The sequence below is a fragment of the Microbacterium sp. NPDC089186 genome, assembly GCF_040685115.1.
Classification (GTDB): domain Bacteria; phylum Actinomycetota; class Actinomycetes; order Actinomycetales; family Microbacteriaceae; genus Microbacterium; species Microbacterium galbum.
Window position 1 is genome coordinate 194,058 of record NZ_JBFBHJ010000001.1, and the last position, 17,129, is coordinate 211,186.

Here is a 17,129-nt window from a genome sequence, read left to right on the forward strand (position 1 = left end):
TCAGAGCTTGATCTCGATGTTGACATCGGCCGGGAGGTCGAGGCGCATCAGCGAGTCGACGGCCTTGGGCGTCGGGTCGATGATGTCGATGAGGCGCTTGTGGGTGCGCATCTCGAAGTGCTCGCGGCTGTCCTTGTACTTGTGGGGCGACCGGATGACGCACACGACGTTCTTCTCGGTCGGAAGGGGAACCGGGCCCACCACGGTGGCGCCGGCACGGGTCACGGTGTCGACGATCTTGCGCGCCGACGAGTCGAGCCCGGCGTGGTCGTACGACTTCAGGCGAATGCGGATCTTCTGTCCCGCCATTGTCTGCTCTCTCTCTTTCAGCGTCTTACCCGACCTGGGGCATTGGACGCACGGTGGTGCTGACGCACCCTGGCACTTCCCCTCGCTTACGCGAGAGATGCTGCACCGCTGTTCAGCTGTCAAACCGGATGCCACGTCGTGGCCTCCGGCCCGCCCCGCGCACGCACGCATGCGAATCCCGTGAAGGATGAGGGGTTCGGTGTGGTGTTCTGCTGCCCGCGGCCCAGGACCCTGCGCTTCCGCGCCGCCTGTGCACTGCCGAGACAGTGATCCTGGCGCGCGCCGAGCGCACGCCGGAATGTGGAACTGGACTAGTCTACGGACCCCCGGCACGTGTCGCAAACCCGGGCGTGTCGCGTGCGGCGGATGCTCAGGATCACCCTTCGAACCCATCCCGAACCGGCGGAGCTGCGCCATAGGATGGTCGCGCCTGGGGGGCGATCACAACGACCATCGCGCGTCTCCGGCCGGACAGGAAGGCACGGATGAGTCCTGCTGACGACGGGTCTGCACCCGCGACCGTATGCACCGTCGACGCGATGGGCGTCGTCGTCGACATGCGCACCGACGCCCCCCTGCCGGACGGGATGCGCTCCCGCATCCTGGAGGCGTGGCGCGATTGCCGCGTCGGGGCCGAGGACACCCGCGGTCGTCGCGTGCTGGAGCTCCACCCCGACGCGTTCGTCGACCCCGACGGCGGGCTCTCGAACCTCTCCACCCTCGTCACACTGGAGGCGCTCGACGCCCTCCGCGGCACGCGGCTGCTCCTGCACGCTGCCGGGGTGGCCACCGAGGATGGCCGCACGATCGCGCTGGTGGGACCCTCCGGTCGCGGCAAGACCACGGCATCCCGTCATCTGGGACAGCACTTCAGCTACGTGAGCGACGAGACCGTGGCCGTCGCCGACGACCTCGCGGTGAGCCCCTATCGCAAGCCGCTCTCGGTCATCACCGAGGGGCTCGTCCACAAGGAGCAGATCGCGCCCAGCCACTTCGGGCTGAAGGGTCTGCCCGCTGTGCCGCTCCGGCTCGTCGGGCTCACGCTCATCGACCGCCGGCCCGGGTCCCCGACGGTCGGCCCCGAGGTCGTCGACCTCATCGACGCCGTCTGCGAGATGACCCCGCAGATCAGCTATCTGCCGGAGATGCCGGCCCCGTTGCAGCGGCTGGCGCGACTGTTCGACACGATCGGCGCCCCCACCCGGTTGATCTACCGGGATGCCACCGAGCTCCCGGCCCTCGTGCAGCAGATGTTCGATGCGCCCCCGCCGCGCGCCCAAGCCTGGACGCTCCCCCGCCGCACGGACTCCGTGGGTCCGTGGCGGGCCACCGCGTACGACGACGCGATCCTCGTGGACGGCCGCGCGTGCATCCTCCGCGACGGTGTGGTGACGGCGCTCGAGCAGCTCGGACGCCTCGTCTGGACGCTGTGTCTCGCGGGGGCGTCCGAGGAGACGATCGCCGAGGCGGCGGAGGCGGAGTTCGGCGAGCCGGCGGAGGGGAGCGCGTCGGCGGTGATCCGTTCCACTCTCGACGAGCTGCGCACACACGGGTTCATCGAGGCGGCATGACCGACCGGACCTCTCCCCCGGTGCCGCGTGCGCGCGGATGGCGACGGGTGCGCCGGTCGCCCGTGACCCACGTGATCGCGGCGTTCATCGTGCTGGCCATCGTGCAGCTGTTCCTGGTCAAGCCGTTCCAGGTGCCGTCGGAGTCGATGTCGCCCACGCTCGAGACCGGCGACCGCATCGTGGCCGACCGGATCTCGCTCGCCGTGTCCGACCCTGCGCAGGGCGACGTCGTCGTCTTCTCGCGCCCGGACGCGTGGAAGACGGATGCCGCGCCGCGCGGAGCGCTGCGGACGGCGGCGGGGTGGGTCGGCGACCTCGTCGGATTCGGTCCGAGCAACCTCGATGCGCTCGTGAAGCGCGTCGTGGGGACCCCGGGGTCGACGGTACGGTGCTGCAGCACTGAGGGGCAGGTCGAGGTCGACGGGGTCGCGCTCGACGAGGAGTACGTTCGCAACGACCTGCCCTTCATCGCTGGACAGCTCGACTGCGAGAGCGCCCCCACGTCCTCGCGATGCTTCGGCCCCATCGACGTTCCCGAGGGCCACTACCTCGTGATGGGCGACAACCGGGCGAACTCGGCCGACTCGGTCGTCGGATGCCGAGGAGCCCCGGCATCCACGGACTGCGCACGCTTCGTCGACCGCGCGGACATGATCGGCGAGGTACGCGCGATCGTGTGGCCCCTCGACCGCGCGTTCGGCCCACTGGACTGACGGCGGGCGGGCCGCCGCTCCCCCGTCTGCGGCGTCCGTACGACGACGGCGCCGCCCCCGAGGTGGGAACGGCGCCGGCGCGAATTGGTGTCAGGCGTTGCCTATGTGCTTGTCGACGCTCTGACGGACCTCGTCGACCTTTGTGTGCTGCTCGGCCGGCACGACCTTCTTGATCGCGTCGGCGGCGCCGTCGAGGATCTTGTCGCTGACCTCTTCGGCCTTCTCGCTCTTGAGCGCCTCTTCGATCTTGTCGCGGTTCTCGTCGAGGAGCTTCTTGCCCTTGTTGATGATGTCGTCGACGCCCATGGCGTTCCCCCTCACTCGGTCGATCCGGCCGGAACGCCGGGTCGATTCACCGCTCATTGTGGCGCGCGTGGTCATCGCGGGGAAGACGTTGACGCGCACGGACGACGAAGGGCGCCGCGCGGTGTGCGCGACGCCCTCGTGTCACCGGTAGGTCAGATGGTGACGCCGCTGTCGATCGTCTCGAAGTTGACGGCAGAGGCCTCGACGACGGCGCGCGTCGGCGGCAGCGTGTTTCCCGAGGTCGGGCGGAGGATGACGAACGGAGCCGGAACGCGGTTCGCCGAGCCGTTGAGCAGCTGGCCGGAGTACGAGAACGTGATGCTGCCCGACGTCCCAGACGCGACGGTGCCGCCGGACTGGGTCCAGCCGCGCAGGTTCTGGAGGATCGGGGTGTAGTCGCCCGATCCCGACCACTTCACCGTGATCGTGGGCGCAGACGCGTAGTAGGAACCGGCCGGATACTCGTCGCCGTTTCCGTCGTAGATGAAGAACCCGAAGCCCGAGGTCGACTGGTTGATACGGATCTCGTTCGGGTTGCCGCCACGGTAGGTGGAGATCGACGTGCCACCGTCGAGCGTGCTCGCGGACCCCGACGGCACAGGCTGCGGTCCGGTCGTGCTGGCGGAGGCCAGCGGCGCGGCGACGGCCACGGCGATGACGGGCGCGGCCCACGCGGCGGTCTTGATGACGGCGCGACGGCTGACGGAGCCGGTGGCGGTCTCGGAGTTCTCGGTGCTCATGTGTGCCCCCCAGGGGTTCGATCGGATGTCTCGTCCGTCATCGGGTGAAGAACGAGGTGACAACACCGCGATGATCTCGACGCGGGGCGGTGAGCACGCGGGTGAGTGGCGGAAGACGGCGTCTCGGGTATGAGAGATGGCGCGTCAGGCGCGAACCGCGTGCGGGCGGCGCGCAGCGCGCACGCGCGTCGGAGAGGGATGCCCCTCAGCGGCGAACGCCCGAGCAAGAGACGAGCCGTTCGCGAGACCGCAGGTGTGCGCCACCCGCTCGATCGAGAGCGAGGAATACGCTGGATCGCGCAGCAGTGTCATGGCGTGCCGAACACGCGCGCCCCGGATGCTGCGGTCCATCGTCGTGCCGCGCGCCGTGAACTGCCGCTGCAACGTGCGCAACGACGTGTTCAGCTCCGCGGCGACGGACGCCGCCGTCAAGTCGGGATCCCCGACGCGCGCGGTGATGACCGACAGGGCGGCCGCGTGCAGGTCCGCCGCGGGCTTGTCGTGCCGGGCTTTCAGCGACGCCACGACGACGCCGACGATCATCTCCTGCAGCAGTCGCTCCATGAAGTAGAGCGAAAGCCCGGTCTGCCGGTCTCGCGTCGTCGCGCAGGTCCACGCGAAGGTCAAGAACGGCCAGAAGAGGGCGGAATGCGTGTCGATCCCGTGCGCGAAGGGTGCCTCGATCCCGATGCCGTTCAGCACCTGAGCGGGGAACGTCAGCACGAGGTGGCACTTCGCCGCCGGGGTCATCGCCGCCTGCGCTCGTGAGGCGAGCAGTGCCGTGCTCGGCCCCTTCTCGGTCACCGCCCCACGAATGGAGGGAGGGCGGTCGAGCGCGATGAGCAGGGAGACCTCGTCGTCCGCGGCTCCGGATGCCACGGACACCGGCCGCGCGTGAACACTCGCGCGAATACGCACGCTGCCGAATCCGGCTTCGATCGGAGCGGTGTCGTTGAGCGCGATGACCACCGACGCCCCCCGACGCAGTACGACAGGACCGCACCGGATGCGCGATCGTCGCGCCGGATCGCAGCCCAGCGCATCACCCATGCAATCGGGAGGACCGCAATGCTTTCGCGGTGGAACGTCAAGGGATTGTCAAGATTGCGCTAAGACTTGCACAATTCGCGCAGCCGGATGCCGCGAGCGGTGAAGCTCACGGCATCCTTCCTCCCCCTCAGAGCCCGGCGGTGGCTCGAAGAGATCGAGGATCGTCAGCTGGAGAAACCGGCGACGAACGGGTCGCACGACGGATCGATCGTGACCGGGGTGTCGCTCGCCGTCGGGGTGTGGCGCAGATCGAGCGGACCGAGCGGGCCGGAGGGCAGCTGCACGGTATACGAGACGGTGCGGGTCTCGTTCTGGCCGAGCGTGACCATACGGCTCTCGCCGGTGTTGCCGTTCTCGTTGCCGCTGCGCGACAGCGACGCGATGTCGCCCTGCCCGGGGTCCATCGCCGTGATCGCCGCGCCGGGAGGTGCGAAGAACAGCGTGTCCAGCATCATCGTGCGCGGAGGCAGGCCGTAGGAGCTGTTACGGAAGCCCAGCGTGTACGCGTTCGTGATGTCATCCGTGATGCCGTTGCGCATGTTCATGCTGACGTTCACGGTGCGATCCGCTGCGTTGCACGAGGCGAAGACCTCGGTTGAGAGGTGGTACTCGAGCTTGCTGACCGAGAAGTCGTTCAGGTAGATACCCAGCTGCGTCGACGCGGCGTTGTCGCCGCGCAGACCGCCGTCGAGGCCCACCTCCGTGACGAGGGCCTGGGCCTGCTCATCGGTGAACCAGAGGTTGATGCGCTGCTCCTGCGCGCTCCGGGTGAGCTGGTCGAACATCGCGATCGGGTTCCACTGCCCGGCTGCGAGGCGCGAGAAGACCGTCGACGACACGGCCGCGAAGAACTCGTCGGACGAACGTCCGTTGTCGCCGGCGTCGCCGTAGCGCTGGTAGGCGTCGCTGAGCACGAGCTTCACCGCGTTCTCCGCGGTGATCTGCTCGCCTGTCGGCAGATCGACGGGTCCGAGAACCTCGAGCATGTGCGCGAGCACGACCGGGTCGATCGAGATCACACCGTCGAACTGCGAGCCATCGGTGCGCTTCCACAGGGATTCGAACAGGCGCGCCGTGGTCGGGAAGTCCGGTGAGAACGTGAAGTCCTGCGAGTACCGCGTGAAGGTGTCGGGGTAGAGCGCGAGAGTGCTCTCGGGCAGGTCGAGCGCCGAGCGGCCGGCCTGACCCGCGGCGTAGAACGCCATCGAGTCGGACTGCTCCTTGAGCTCGATCCGTCCGTTGTCGACGACCATGACACTCGATGCGGCGGGGTTGCCGCCGGTGGCGCGGATCTCGGCGTTGTTCTGGAAGAGCACCAGATACGTCTTCGGTCCGTCCGCCCCCGCGGCCGCCAGCAGCGACGGCAGGTACTTCTGCACCAGCGTGAGCGAGGGGGCGGCCTGGTCGACGATCTGCGCGACCTGGTCGAGCGGCTCGGTGACGAGCGGCAAAAGGTTGGTGCGGTCGATCCCGTCGGTGACCACCTTGGCATCCGTGAACGCGGCGGTGATCTCGGGCAGAGCGCCCTCGGCCGCGCGGAACGGCTCGAGGTTGATGCCCCCGCCTTCGACGGCGAGCGACGAGAAGTCCGAGGCCGACAGCAGCGCGACCGTCGGCGGGAGCGCCCGCGCGGTCAGCTCTCGCGTCATCGCGGTGAGATTCTGCACCGCCTCGGTGTTGTCCTTGACGAGAGGAAGGGAGGATGCCAAGTCCCAGAGCGGTCCGGACGAATTGGCATCCGCCCGATTCGTCTGCTCGAGCACCTCGCCCGAGACCTGGTTCAGACCCGCAATGTCGCGGTTGGCGACGATCTGCGGAACGAAGGAGAGCTTCGCCTGCGCCCCGAGGAGGTCGGTGCGCACGACGCCCGCCTGGTGGGCGAACGCGAGGGCGACGGCGGCCGCTCCGAAGACGGCGAAGCCGAGAGCGCCCAGGGTCCAGCCGGTGATGGTGGCGGCAAGAGAGGCGCGAGACGAGCGCTCGGGCGCTTCATCCGCACCCGAGCGGCGAGACCTGTCGCGGCGCGAGCTCGCGTCGGCGATCACGAGCTGGTCCCCGTGCCGTCACCGGTGGTGGGGGGATCGACGATGATCGGCGGGAGACTCGGCTCCTCCGTCGGCGGATCCGTCGGGGTATCGGTAGGCGGATCCGTGGGCTGGGTCGGAGGGGTGGACTCCGAGGGCGACGGGGACGGCGACGGCGCCGGGTTCGTCGACCCACCCCCCGAGTTCGACCCGCCCGAGCCCGGGTTGCGCGTCGGCTGCTGCGTGGGCGTCCGCTCGCGTTCGGCTTCTTCGAGCGCGAGCACACGCTGGTTCTCGGCACGAAGGGCGTCGACGGCCGCGGCGTAGACGGGCATCTCGGCGAGACCGTCTCCCCCCGCCTGCTGAGCAGCAGTCACACGTCCCGCCGCGTCGGTGACCGCCGCGCGGAAGCTCTGGGCCGCAGAGTCGTTCTCGATGACCAGCTTGTCGGCCTCCGCCTTGATCGCGGATCCGAGGGTCGCGAGCTGCGACTTGAATGCCGATACCGCCGCGGTGATCTGCGACCGGGCATCGCGTGCGTCGGTGATCAACGTGGGCAAAGACTCGCGGGCGAGACGGACGCCGTCGATCGCCTTGCCCACGTCAGCGAGCGACTTCTCGTCGATCGATGCGCGCTGATACTCCGGGATGGAGACGGACGTCGCGGTCGCGGACGCCTGCAGCAACGTGCCGCGCGCCGCCTCAGCCGCACCCAGGGCTGCTCCGTCTACGCGGCCCTGCAGCGCGACGAGGACCGATTCGCTGGCCTGCGCCAGCGATGCGGCCTCCGTCACCGACGCGTCATAGAGGTCAGCAGCGGTCTGCAGCACCTTCGTGTCGTTGGCCAACTCCGCCTCGCGCTCGCGCAGACTGACCATCGCATCGTCGGCGGGGTTCGCCGTCGCGCGCTGTACGACCGCGAAGGACGCCGTACCGACGATGGCGAGCACCGCGACCACAGCGGCTGCCACGCTCAGATAGTTGACCGCGCCGGCCTTGCGTCGTCCCCCGAACAAGGGCCTCTTGCCGACTTGCGCCAGTTCCGGGGCCTGCCAGCCGGCATCCTCGGCGGACTTGCCGCCAGCGCCAACGAGCGCGGAGAGGGCGGCGCGAGAGTCGGGCGTGGATGCGGGGCGGGAGCCGCCGACGAGCGCCGTCAACGCGCTCCGAGAATCGTCGGACGACGCCTGCGCCGACCCGCCGGTCAGGTCGAGGAGATCCTTCGACCGTGAGGACGTGGCGTGCGAGGCGCTCTCTCCGACGAGGGCGCGCAACTGCGACGATTCCGATGCGGCTCGCGCGTCGACCGAAACAGCGGCCGCAGCGCCCACCAGATCGCGCAAAGCGCTGCTCTCCGTCGGGGCCTTCGCCACCGAACGTGCGTTGCCATCCGATTCGGTCGAGGATCCGACGAGCTTTCTGAGATCGTTCATGGCGTCTCCTCGGCGCATCTTCGGCGCCGTTCTGCGAATGTCGTAGGGTAGTCGAGGGGGCGCCGGGCACGGCGCGGATTGTCTCGGGCAACAATAGCCGCAGAAATCTCGCGTATCCGCCTCGCACCCACTTCCCTACACAACAGGCGAATGGACGAGGCTTGGAACTGCGCGACTATCTCCGGATCCTGCATCGCAACTGGATCCTCATTCTGGCGCTGACGGTTCTCGGAGGCGCAGGCGCGTACGGGTACTCGCTGCTGCAGACGCCGTCCTATGAGGCGAGCACCCAGCTCTACGTCTCTGTCCGCTCGGAGAGTTCGGGCGTCAGCGAACTGGCGCAGGGCACGAACTTCGCACGACAGGCTGTCGTCAGCTTCGTGGACGTCGTCGATAGCGCTCTCGTGCTCGACCGGGTTATCGACGACCTCAACCTGGACGAGAGTGCGCAGCAACTCGCTAGGTCGATCGATGCCTCTTCCCCGACTAATTCGGTAATCATCTCGATCAAGGCGTCGAACCCGAATGCCGAAATGGCTGCGTCGATCGCGAACTCGGTGGGCACGAATTTTGCGGACGTGGTCGTCAACCAGCTCGAGAAGCCGGACGGCAATACCGCCAGCCTCGTCAAGGTTGAGACCATCGAGCCGGCTCTGGTGCCAACCTCTCCGGCTGCACCTCACACACCCATCAACATCATTCTGGGCATCATCATCGGACTCGGACTCGGACTCGGATTCGCAATTCTGCGTTCGATTCTGGACACTCGCATCCATTCCTTGCACGACATCGAGGCCGCCACCGAGTCGCCCGTGCTCGGCGGCATTGCGCTGGACCCTGACGCGAAGAGGCGTCCCCTGATCGTGCACGCCGACCCGAGGAACCCTCGCGCAGAATCCTTCCGCAGTCTTCGGACCAACCTTCAGTTCATCGACGTCGATGGAGCGTCGCGATCCTTCGTCGTGTCCAGCGCCGGTCCCGGTGAGGGAAAATCCACGACAACCGCGAACCTTGCAATCGCGCTTGCTGAAACCGGAGCTCGCGTGGCACTGGTGGATGGTGACCTTCGACTGCCGCGAGTGGCCGATTACATGGGTATCGAAGGTGGTGTCGGTCTGACTGATGTCCTCATCGGCCGTGCTGAGCTCGTCGACGTCCTTCAGCAGTGGGGCACAGGTCGGCTCTTCGTCCTTCCCTCTGGCCGAACGCCTCCCAACCCTTCGGAACTCCTGGGCAGCCAGGCAATGCAACGCACCCTGGCCGAGCTCGCGGGAGCTTTCGACTATGTGCTGGTCGACGCTCCACCGCTTCTTCTTGTGACCGACGCGGCAGTGGTTTCGCGCTTCACGAGCGGCGTGCTCATGGTCGCGGCATCTGGCACGACAAAGAAGCCGCAGCTCACCGCGGCGGTCGAGAAGCTGAACGCTATCGGTAGCCGGCTCTTCGGCGTCATCGTCACCATGCTGCCGGCGAAGGGCCCGGACAGTTACGGGTACGGCGCGTATTCGTACAGCGCCCAGGAGGAGTCCGTCTCCCCCGGTAGGGGAGAGCGACGGGCGCGCCGGCAGAATTCGGAGGACCAGTGACGTTCTCTATCCTGTCCGTCTGCACAGGGAACATCTGCCGGTCCCCGGTCGCAGAGCTCCTGATTGCGAGCGAACTCGAATCGCTCTCGACAGTGAAGGTCTCCAGCGCGGGCACGGGCGCACTCGTCGGAAGCGGAATCCCCGACCAAGCCCAGCAGCTCGCAGCGACCGCCGGACTAGACCCCTCAGGGCACGTCGCGCGTCAATACGACATGGCAATGCTCCGTGAGGCGGACCTCATCGTCGCGATGGCGCGTGAGCACAGAAGGATCGTCGTGGAGACGTTCCCGGGTGCCATGCGTCGTTCATTCACCCTCCGCGAACTCGCTCGAATCGCCGCCATCGCGGAACCGTCCCTCCCCGACGCCGTGCGCGGTGCGGGTGCGTCCTCCGCGGACGAGGGGATGCGCGCCGCCGTCGCTCTCGCGTCGACGCTCCGAGGCACGGTTCCGCCTCCTGCATCGCCAGACGAGTTCGATATCGTCGACCCGTATCGACGCTCGGACGAGACCTATCGCCGCTCATTCGAAGAGCTCGCCCCGGCGGCACGGAGAGTCGCGACGTTCTTGCGGACTGCTGCCGATATCGCTGTCGCCTCCTGATCCAGCGCGCGAATGCTCGCCGTGTCCGTGCGCCTGATGGGCGCGGATGCACGCATATTTCGCACAGATATTCGTCGGCCCAGAATCGCATCAGAGGCCACCGTCGACCGCTCTCGCCGGGAGCGAATGCAGCTAGGGTCCCGATCGTGATGAATGAACCGGTGTCGCCGAGCCGCCGTGACCTGATCCTCATGACGGGTGTCGCTGCTGCGGGCGCTGTCGCAGCGACTCGCGGGTCGTGGGCACCCGAAGAGCAGCCACCAGCCCAGGCCTACGCCGCTATCAACGTGCGCGACCACGGGGCGATCGGAGATGGCGCCGCGGATGATTCGACGGCGGTGCGGCGCGCGCTGAGGTCCGCCCAGGCCAGCGGCCAACCCGCCACGCTGTACTTCCCGCAAGGAACCTACAGTGTGAGAGCCGGAACTCTGGTGGTACCGGCCGGGCACCCGATGACCATCCGGGGCGACGGAGCGCATGCGTCACAAATCTCGCTCAGGGAAGAAGCACAGAACTCGGACGCCTTGGTCGCTTTGAACGCGACCTTCGCGGCAATAGAAAACCTGCAGATCGACGGAGGCGGCACGACCGGTGACAACGATCTGCTCGTGCTAAACGCCGGATACAACCGCGTGAGCAACTGCAATATCAGCCGCTCTCCCGCCACCGGAATCGCCGTGGGCAGGCATGGACGGTCCCTTGCTCATGTGCTCGAGAACATTATCGTTCGAGATTGCGGCGCCTATGGCATCCGCGTTCATGGCACGGCGAAGGCTAGCGACACCGGGTCGACCGACGGTCTGTGGTCCAACGTGGATGTTGGCCGGTCCGGCCTCTCGGGCATCTTTCTCGAATCGTCCTCGCAGAACATGTCCAACGTGCATGTTTGGCAATCGGGTGTTCGCGGAGGGGACAACGGAGACCAGCACGGCTTTCGGGTCGCTTCGCGCACGCACATTTTTGCTGGGTGCCAGGCAGAGAAAAACCTGGGCGATGGGTTCCACTTCGATTTCGGTGGAGGCGAGGGGAGCGTCGTAAGCGGATGTCGCGTCTGGGAGAACGGCGGGTCGGGACTTGTCGGCGAGGGCACCGGTCATCTGACACTCATCGGGTCGACGTTCACCAGGAACGGGCGGATCAACGTCGGAGATGCGGCAGCCGATGACGCCGTTTCTGCGGCGGCGATCCGCAATGAGGGTGGTGACGCGTGGACGATCACGGGTTGCAGCGCCTGGGACGACTCTAGAGAGCTATCCGCCGTGTGGGTGCCGGAGGATTCCACGACGCCGGAGATCCCGCGCCGCGGGGCGGGGATGAGTCAGACGTTCGCCTACGTCGAAACGGGTTCCCAGGGCCGCTCAAGCATAACCGGAGCGATCTTTCGCGCCGAAGAGCACCTCAGCGGGCAGTCCATCAAAACGGAGTCCGCGCTCCTGCGGGTATCAGGCTCAGATCTCGGGGAAGACGACGCGCCGTCGATCCGTGCCGCTACGACTGTCGCTCTGCCGCCCTGGGGAGACGTCATACGCGTGACGGGGTCTCAAACAGTGACGAAAGTGGGGCCGAGCCGGCCGGGTCGCGTGGTCACCCTCATCTTCGATGACGCGAGCAGCGGAGGCATCGTCGGCAGTTCAAACGTGCGAATGCGGGGAGATTTTGTTCCCGACAAAGGATCCAGCGTGACCCTCGTGTGTGTGGGCGAAAACTGGCAGGAGCTCGCGCGCTCGGTATGACGTCCGGACGGAGCCATCCCCGACGATGTTCCGAAATGCTGCGAGGTAGTATCTGCGCGTGGGGACATTGAGTGAGTCGCGTGGATATGGCCGCGGCGCGGTGAAGAACATTCCGGACGCGTCCGCGGAGGTTCTCGTCCCCGCGCCGCCCAGAACAGCCGGATGGCAACTGCGAATCGCCTTCTACGCCGTCTACGTGGCCCTGCTGATGATGGCGCCGACCATCGTCTCGTCCCCAGCGCGGTATTTCGGAGTGTCGTCCGACACCGCCCTCTACTGGACGTGGCTGGCAATCAACGGCTTCGCCGTGCTCCTCGTGCTCGCTGCAGCCCGGCAACGTCCTGCCGCATTGCTGACCGTGATCCTCTTCAGCGGTTACATCCTCGCCTCCTCCATGTGGTCGGTTGCGCCTCAAACTTCCCTCCAGTACGGTTCCACCCTCGTCGGGGTTCTCTGCGTCGCGTATCTGATGTCGGTGGACATGGGCATGCGGGGCATTCTCGTACTGCTGGCACGTGTCACGGTTACTTTGTCGGTCGTCGGTCTGCTGCTTTACGTAATGCGCGCCGACATCGCCATCTACGTCGACGCCGCAAACCGGGCGAATCTTCTCGGCACTCTTCCTTTCAAGGGACTCTTCCCGCACAAGATCGTGGCCGGTTTCTACGCGGCCACGGGCATCGTCGCCATCATGGCGACCTCGCGCCCAGGTGCCGGCAAGGTCCTTTCCGTTCTCTGTCTCCTGGCGGTCATCGTCCTGTCCAGTTCCTCCACCGCGCTGGTCCTGCTCCCATTCGCCATCGCCATCTACCTCCTGACGCGTCGGGCGTTGGAGCGCGGGATGCGCGCTCGCGCGTGGATCGCGTCCCTGATCATCACCGCCATCGTCGGCGGTCTCCTTATGGCCTGGACGTGGTCCGATGTACTCGGACTACTCTCCCGCGACACCACCCTGACCGGTCGAACGACTCTGTGGGACTGGGGGCTTCGAACGTGGGCGGAACGCCCCATATTCGGGTGGGGATACGGCGCATACTTCGAGACCCCCGAGGCCGCGGCGGTTGCGTACTCTATCCCGGAGTTCCGCAGCTGGGACGTTCCGCATTTCCACCAGACCTACATTCAGACCGCGGTCGATTTCGGCGTTGTCGGCCTCGTCGCCCTCGTCGTCGTCATTTTTAAGGTCCTCCTGCGGTCCTACAAGCATGGCGCCGCCCTCGGGAGCTCCGTCGCCGCGGGTACGTTCGCGATCGCGCTGACGGCCGCCGCTGCAGGGTTCGTCATGTACCTGGTGCCTTCGTACGCCTACACCGAGGTCGTGCCACTCTTCCTCTTCGCGACGCTCTTTTCGACAGGGGCGATCGAGAAGGCTCGACGGCGCGCCTCCCCAGCGGGTGCCCGAGACCAACGACGCGTCCGATGATCGCATGACATCCCCCTGTATCATTGTGCTGATACGTTGAGGCGTCTTTCCGCGTACCCCCAAAGATGCGGGGTGGATGCGGCGCTCAATCTTTCCGAGAGAGAGACATCTTGACTGACACGCCGAGCTCGCCCTCGAATGTCGCCGCAAATCGCATCGTGACGCACGTCCTCTATCTATCGGGCGCCCCCCGCCTGTCCACGAAGCCAACAACGGAGAGCCTGGGCCCGAGATCCCACATTCTCGGCGTAATCGGGGCCCTTCGAGAGAGCGGATCGATAGTCCACGCCTTCGTCGTAGGCGACGACGTGCCGCAGTCCTTCCATGCCTCGGGAAGCGAGGCCCGGATGACGGCCTCTGCAGTGAGACTCGTCGCCGCCGACCTTGGGCGTCTCGTCTACCGAGTCCGGTCCGTGGCCAAAGTGCGGCGCATGCTGCGGAAGATCGCACCACCCCCCGCTATGGCTTACGAGCGATATGCACTCATGCAGGAACTGGGCAGAGCGGCGCAACGTAAAGGTGCAACCTGGGTTCTCGAAGTCAACGCCTTGCTCGCCATCGAGTCCACGTCGGATCGGCGGGCGACTTCCAGCCGCAGAATCGCGTCCTGGTTTGAAAAGCGCACCTTCCGCCGGGCAGATCTCATCGTGGCGGTGACCGAACAGCTCAAGCTCGCAATCCACGACATCTATGGCATCCCACTCGACCGGATCGTGGTCGTGGAGAACGGTGTGGATACGGCCCGACACGACGACGCGTCGGTCGAAAGGCAGGCCGTCCCCACGATTGGGTTCCTCGGGACCCTCTACCCATGGCAGCGCGTGGACCGTCTGCTTAGAGCAGTTAGCAGAAGCGAGACCGACTGGAATGTCCGAATCGCTGGCGAAGGGCCCGACTTCGACGCACTGAGACGTCTCTCCGATGAACTGAATCTGGGCACGAAGGTCACCTTTCTCGGCCGCGTTCACCCGGATCAGGTTCCTGCGTTTCTGAAGACCGTGGATGTCTGTTACGCGGGTCACGGCAGTGCTGAGGGAGTTTATTTTTCTCCTCTAAAGCTCTGGGAGTATCTCGCCGCCGGGCGCCCCGTTCTCGCGTCGCGTCACGACGCGACAGTCCGACTCGCATCGGAGGGGTACGCCGTCGAAGTGTTCGATGAGTCCGACAGCGATCTGGAGCGCGCATTGCTCACCGTCTCTTCGAAGCTGCAGGAGCTCCTGGAAACGGGGGTGCGCGACCAAGAAAGAGTCCGTAGCTCTCACAGCTGGACTGCCCGTATACGACCGCTTCTCAATCGAGTTGCCGAGGGAAAGCCGACCCTCACGTGAGAACTGTCTCGCTGCCGTGGGACCTGGGGCTGGTCACTCCACTCGATGCCTCGGAAGCATGCGACTGGATCCTCGGCGCCGCAGAGGACCTGTCACGTCCGCGCATCCTCAGTAATCTGAACCTTCATGCCCTGCATCTGTCTCTCGAGGACGGCCCTGTTCACACGCTGACCTCTCGTAGCGATGTCACGCTGGTCGACGGTTGGCCGATTCTTCTCCTCGCGAAAATGGCATCGCCGAAGTTTGGATGGCCCACGACGCGCGAGCGCATCGGAAGCACTGACTGGCTTTCGGAGCTGATGCGACGCGACCCTGAAATCGCCGTGGTCGCCGTGGGCGGGACGCCTGAAACCGCCACCAGAATGACGAGCTACGTCAACGACCGCACGAGCAACATGCAATGGCAGCACTTCGACGGGTTCAGTTTCGCCCCGGCCGCCGAGGCATCGTCCGAGACGGGGATCCGAGACATGGTCTCGCGGGCTGATGTCGTCCTGGTCGGACTCGGAATGCCCACACAGGAGCAGTGGATCCTCGACCATCTCGCCTTGATGAAGGGCGGCGCAGTCGTCGCCAATGTGGGCGGGTGCTTCGACTATTTCGCCGGGACGCAGCGGCTCGCGCCCCGCTGGATGGGCCGCTTCGGCCTGGAATGGCTGTACCGGCTCGCCCATTCGCCCCGCAGGCTCGCAAAGCGCTACCTGATCGAGCCTTTCCTGCTCCTCAGCCGCCTGGCTCGGAGGGGACAACGCCCGCATGCGTGATCCGCACACCCCGGGAGTGACCTGTACCCGTCTCGCGAGCCGTATCGAGGGATCTTCTTGAGTTCTCTGGCGTCGGCTGCGGCTCGCGGTGGTGGGATCACGATCGTCGCGCAGGTCGTCAAGGTCGCCTTGATGCTGAGTTCGACGGTCGTTCTCGCGCGCCTCCTCGACCCCACCGACTATGGTCTGGTGGCCATGGTGGTGGCCGTCGTCGGAGTGGGGGAGATCTTCCGCGATTTCGGTTTATCGATGGCCGCTCTGCAGGCGAAATCCCTCAGTCAAGCGCAACAGTCCAACCTGTTCTGGATCAACTCGGCCGTAGGACTCGTGCTGGGCGTTGTATTCTTCGCAGTGTCGTACCCGCTGGCGGCGTTCTACGGTCAGCCTCAAGTTGCGATGATCACCCAGGCACTGTCCGCCACCTTCGTTTTGGGCGGGCTGTCTACGCAATTCAAAGTGCATATCAATCGCGACCTCCGGTTCATCGCCTTGGCTGTTGCTGATCTCCTCCCCTACGCCCTAGGCATCGGGGGCGCCATCGCGATAGCGGCGATTTTCGCGAATTTCTGGGCGCTCGTCGCCCAGCAGTTGATCGTTGCTGCCGGGACACTTCTGTTCTCGTTCGCACTCACGAAGTGGCGGCCGGGGCTCCCCCGGCGAGTCCCAATGGACGGACTGATCTCCTTCGGCGCGAGCTTCGCGGGCACTCAGATCATCTCCTACCTGACAAGGAACATCGACAGTCTGCTCATCGGCAAAGTATGGGGCTCCAACGCCCTCGGCTACTACGACCGCGCGTACAACCTGGTGGTCCTGCCGCTGACGCAGATCAACACGCCGATGTCGCGCGTCGCCGTTCCGGTCCTGGCCCGCATCGCCGAGGAAGGCGACCGTTTCGTCTCGTATCTGCGACGCGCCCAGTTGGTGGCCCTTTACGTGACGTCGTCGATCTTCGCCGTACTCTTCGCACTCGGAACACCCCTGGTCGTCGCCGTGCTCGGGCAGCAATGGGAGCCCGCCGGACCCATTCTGAGTGTTCTCGCCGTGAGCGGAATCTTCCGTTCTCTCGTTCAGGTGGCTCACTGGGTCTACATGTCCCAGGGGCTCGCGACCGCTCAGTTGCGCTTCTATCTCGTCGCTCAACCGCTGCTCGTGGGAGTCATCGCGTGCGGGGTGCCCTTCGGGCCCCTGGGTGTAGCGGTGGCCGTGTCGATCGGCTACAGCCTGTTCTGGATCACATCGCTCGCGTGGGTCCGCCGGGTCACGAAGCTCAAGTTGGGGGTGCTGTACACCGACGCGCTGTCGGCGCTGGGGCTTGTCGCAATCCCGATGGCGGCGGCGGCATTCGGAGTGCGGCTCCTTGTGGAGAACTGGGGCGGCGCTCCCATCCTGGTCGTCGTCCTCGGCTCGCTGGCCGCGATGTTGTGGGCGGCGCTCGCCTTCGCGATCTTCCCCCGTATTCGGGCGGATGCAGCTCAACTCATCGACTTCGGACGCCGCGCGATCGGTCGCCGACCTAATGGATAACCACCCGAGCCCCCGTGGCA

General features: G+C 66.2%; 15 protein-coding genes. 9 read left to right on the forward strand and 6 right to left on the reverse strand.

What is annotated here, in order from left to right; translation table 11 throughout:
* A complete protein-coding gene (gene rpsJ / locus AB0N82_RS01045; protein WP_013584016.1) occupies positions 1 to 309 on the reverse strand; it encodes a 30S ribosomal protein S10 in 309 nt (102 codons plus the stop codon).
* A gap of 485 nt (positions 310 to 794) precedes the next feature.
* On the opposite strand from rpsJ, the gene AB0N82_RS01050 reads away from it, so the two are divergent.
* Complete coding sequence (locus AB0N82_RS01050; protein WP_363387064.1) at positions 795 to 1,880, forward strand: PqqD family peptide modification chaperone; 1,086 nt, start codon at positions 795 to 797, stop codon at positions 1,878 to 1,880.
* Positions 1,877 to 2,593 carry a signal peptidase I gene (gene lepB, locus AB0N82_RS01055; RefSeq protein ID WP_363387067.1) on the forward strand — a complete coding sequence of 239 codons (717 nt, stop codon included), beginning with the start codon at positions 1,877 to 1,879 and terminating at the stop codon, positions 2,591 to 2,593. The genes AB0N82_RS01050 and lepB overlap by 4 nt, the downstream gene beginning before the upstream one ends.
* Before the next feature lie 90 nt (positions 2,594 to 2,683).
* Here the strand turns inward: lepB and AB0N82_RS01060 are convergent, their stop codons facing one another.
* The 5 genes from AB0N82_RS01060 to AB0N82_RS01080 form a co-directional block, all read right to left on the reverse strand.
* Positions 2,684 to 2,899 carry a hypothetical protein gene (locus AB0N82_RS01060; RefSeq protein WP_363387070.1) on the reverse strand — a complete coding sequence of 72 codons (216 nt, stop codon included), beginning with the start codon at positions 2,897 to 2,899 and terminating at the stop codon, positions 2,684 to 2,686.
* A 152-nt stretch (positions 2,900 to 3,051) separates the two neighbouring features.
* Positions 3,052 to 3,639 carry a hypothetical protein gene (locus AB0N82_RS01065; RefSeq protein ID WP_363387073.1) on the reverse strand — a complete coding sequence of 196 codons (588 nt, stop codon included), beginning with the start codon at positions 3,637 to 3,639 and terminating at the stop codon, positions 3,052 to 3,054.
* 144 nt (positions 3,640 to 3,783) lie between these two features.
* The gene (locus tag AB0N82_RS01070; RefSeq protein WP_363387076.1) at positions 3,784 to 4,608 is read right to left on the reverse strand and encodes a helix-turn-helix domain-containing protein; all 825 of its coding nucleotides are present in this window, start codon (positions 4,606 to 4,608) and stop codon (positions 3,784 to 3,786) included.
* A gap of 245 nt (positions 4,609 to 4,853) precedes the next feature.
* Entirely contained in the window at positions 4,854 to 6,734 is a 1,881-nt protein-coding gene (locus tag AB0N82_RS01075) for a DUF4012 domain-containing protein (RefSeq protein ID WP_363387079.1), read from the reverse strand.
* Positions 6,731 to 8,146: a hypothetical protein gene (locus AB0N82_RS01080; RefSeq protein WP_363387081.1), complete on the reverse strand. Its 1,416-nt coding sequence runs from the start codon at positions 8,144 to 8,146 to the stop codon at positions 6,731 to 6,733. The genes AB0N82_RS01075 and AB0N82_RS01080 overlap by 4 nt, the downstream gene beginning before the upstream one ends.
* 161 nt (positions 8,147 to 8,307) lie before the next feature.
* Here AB0N82_RS01080 and AB0N82_RS01085 point away from each other — a divergent pair, with 161 nt between their 5' ends.
* The 7 genes from AB0N82_RS01085 to AB0N82_RS01115 all read left to right on the forward strand — a co-directional run bounded on the left by AB0N82_RS01085 (position 8,308) and on the right by AB0N82_RS01115 (position 17,109).
* Entirely contained in the window at positions 8,308 to 9,732 is a 1,425-nt protein-coding gene (locus tag AB0N82_RS01085) for a polysaccharide biosynthesis tyrosine autokinase (protein WP_315993621.1), read from the forward strand.
* A complete protein-coding gene (locus tag AB0N82_RS01090) occupies positions 9,729 to 10,334 on the forward strand; it encodes a low molecular weight phosphatase family protein (RefSeq protein WP_315993622.1) in 606 nt (201 codons plus the stop codon). The genes AB0N82_RS01085 and AB0N82_RS01090 overlap by 4 nt, the downstream gene beginning before the upstream one ends.
* Positions 10,335 to 10,483: 149 nt before the next feature.
* Positions 10,484 to 12,067 carry a right-handed parallel beta-helix repeat-containing protein gene (locus AB0N82_RS01095; RefSeq protein WP_363387085.1) on the forward strand — a complete coding sequence of 528 codons (1,584 nt, stop codon included), beginning with the start codon at positions 10,484 to 10,486 and terminating at the stop codon, positions 12,065 to 12,067.
* A 58-nt stretch (positions 12,068 to 12,125) separates the two neighbouring features.
* On the forward strand, positions 12,126 to 13,490 hold the full coding sequence (locus AB0N82_RS01100; protein ID WP_363387088.1) for an O-antigen ligase family protein: 1,365 nt from the start codon (positions 12,126 to 12,128) through the stop codon (positions 13,488 to 13,490).
* A gap of 158 nt (positions 13,491 to 13,648) precedes the next feature.
* Complete coding sequence (locus tag AB0N82_RS01105; RefSeq protein WP_315993624.1) at positions 13,649 to 14,818, forward strand: glycosyltransferase; 1,170 nt, start codon at positions 13,649 to 13,651, stop codon at positions 14,816 to 14,818.
* Positions 14,815 to 15,582, forward strand: coding sequence for a WecB/TagA/CpsF family glycosyltransferase (locus AB0N82_RS01110; protein WP_315993625.1), 768 nt, complete (start codon positions 14,815 to 14,817; stop codon positions 15,580 to 15,582). Before AB0N82_RS01105 ends, AB0N82_RS01110 begins: the two co-directional genes overlap by 4 nt.
* 57 nt (positions 15,583 to 15,639) lie before the next feature.
* On the forward strand, positions 15,640 to 17,109 hold the full coding sequence (locus AB0N82_RS01115; RefSeq protein ID WP_363387092.1) for a lipopolysaccharide biosynthesis protein: 1,470 nt from the start codon (positions 15,640 to 15,642) through the stop codon (positions 17,107 to 17,109).
* Positions 17,110 to 17,129 lie beyond the last annotated feature (20 nt).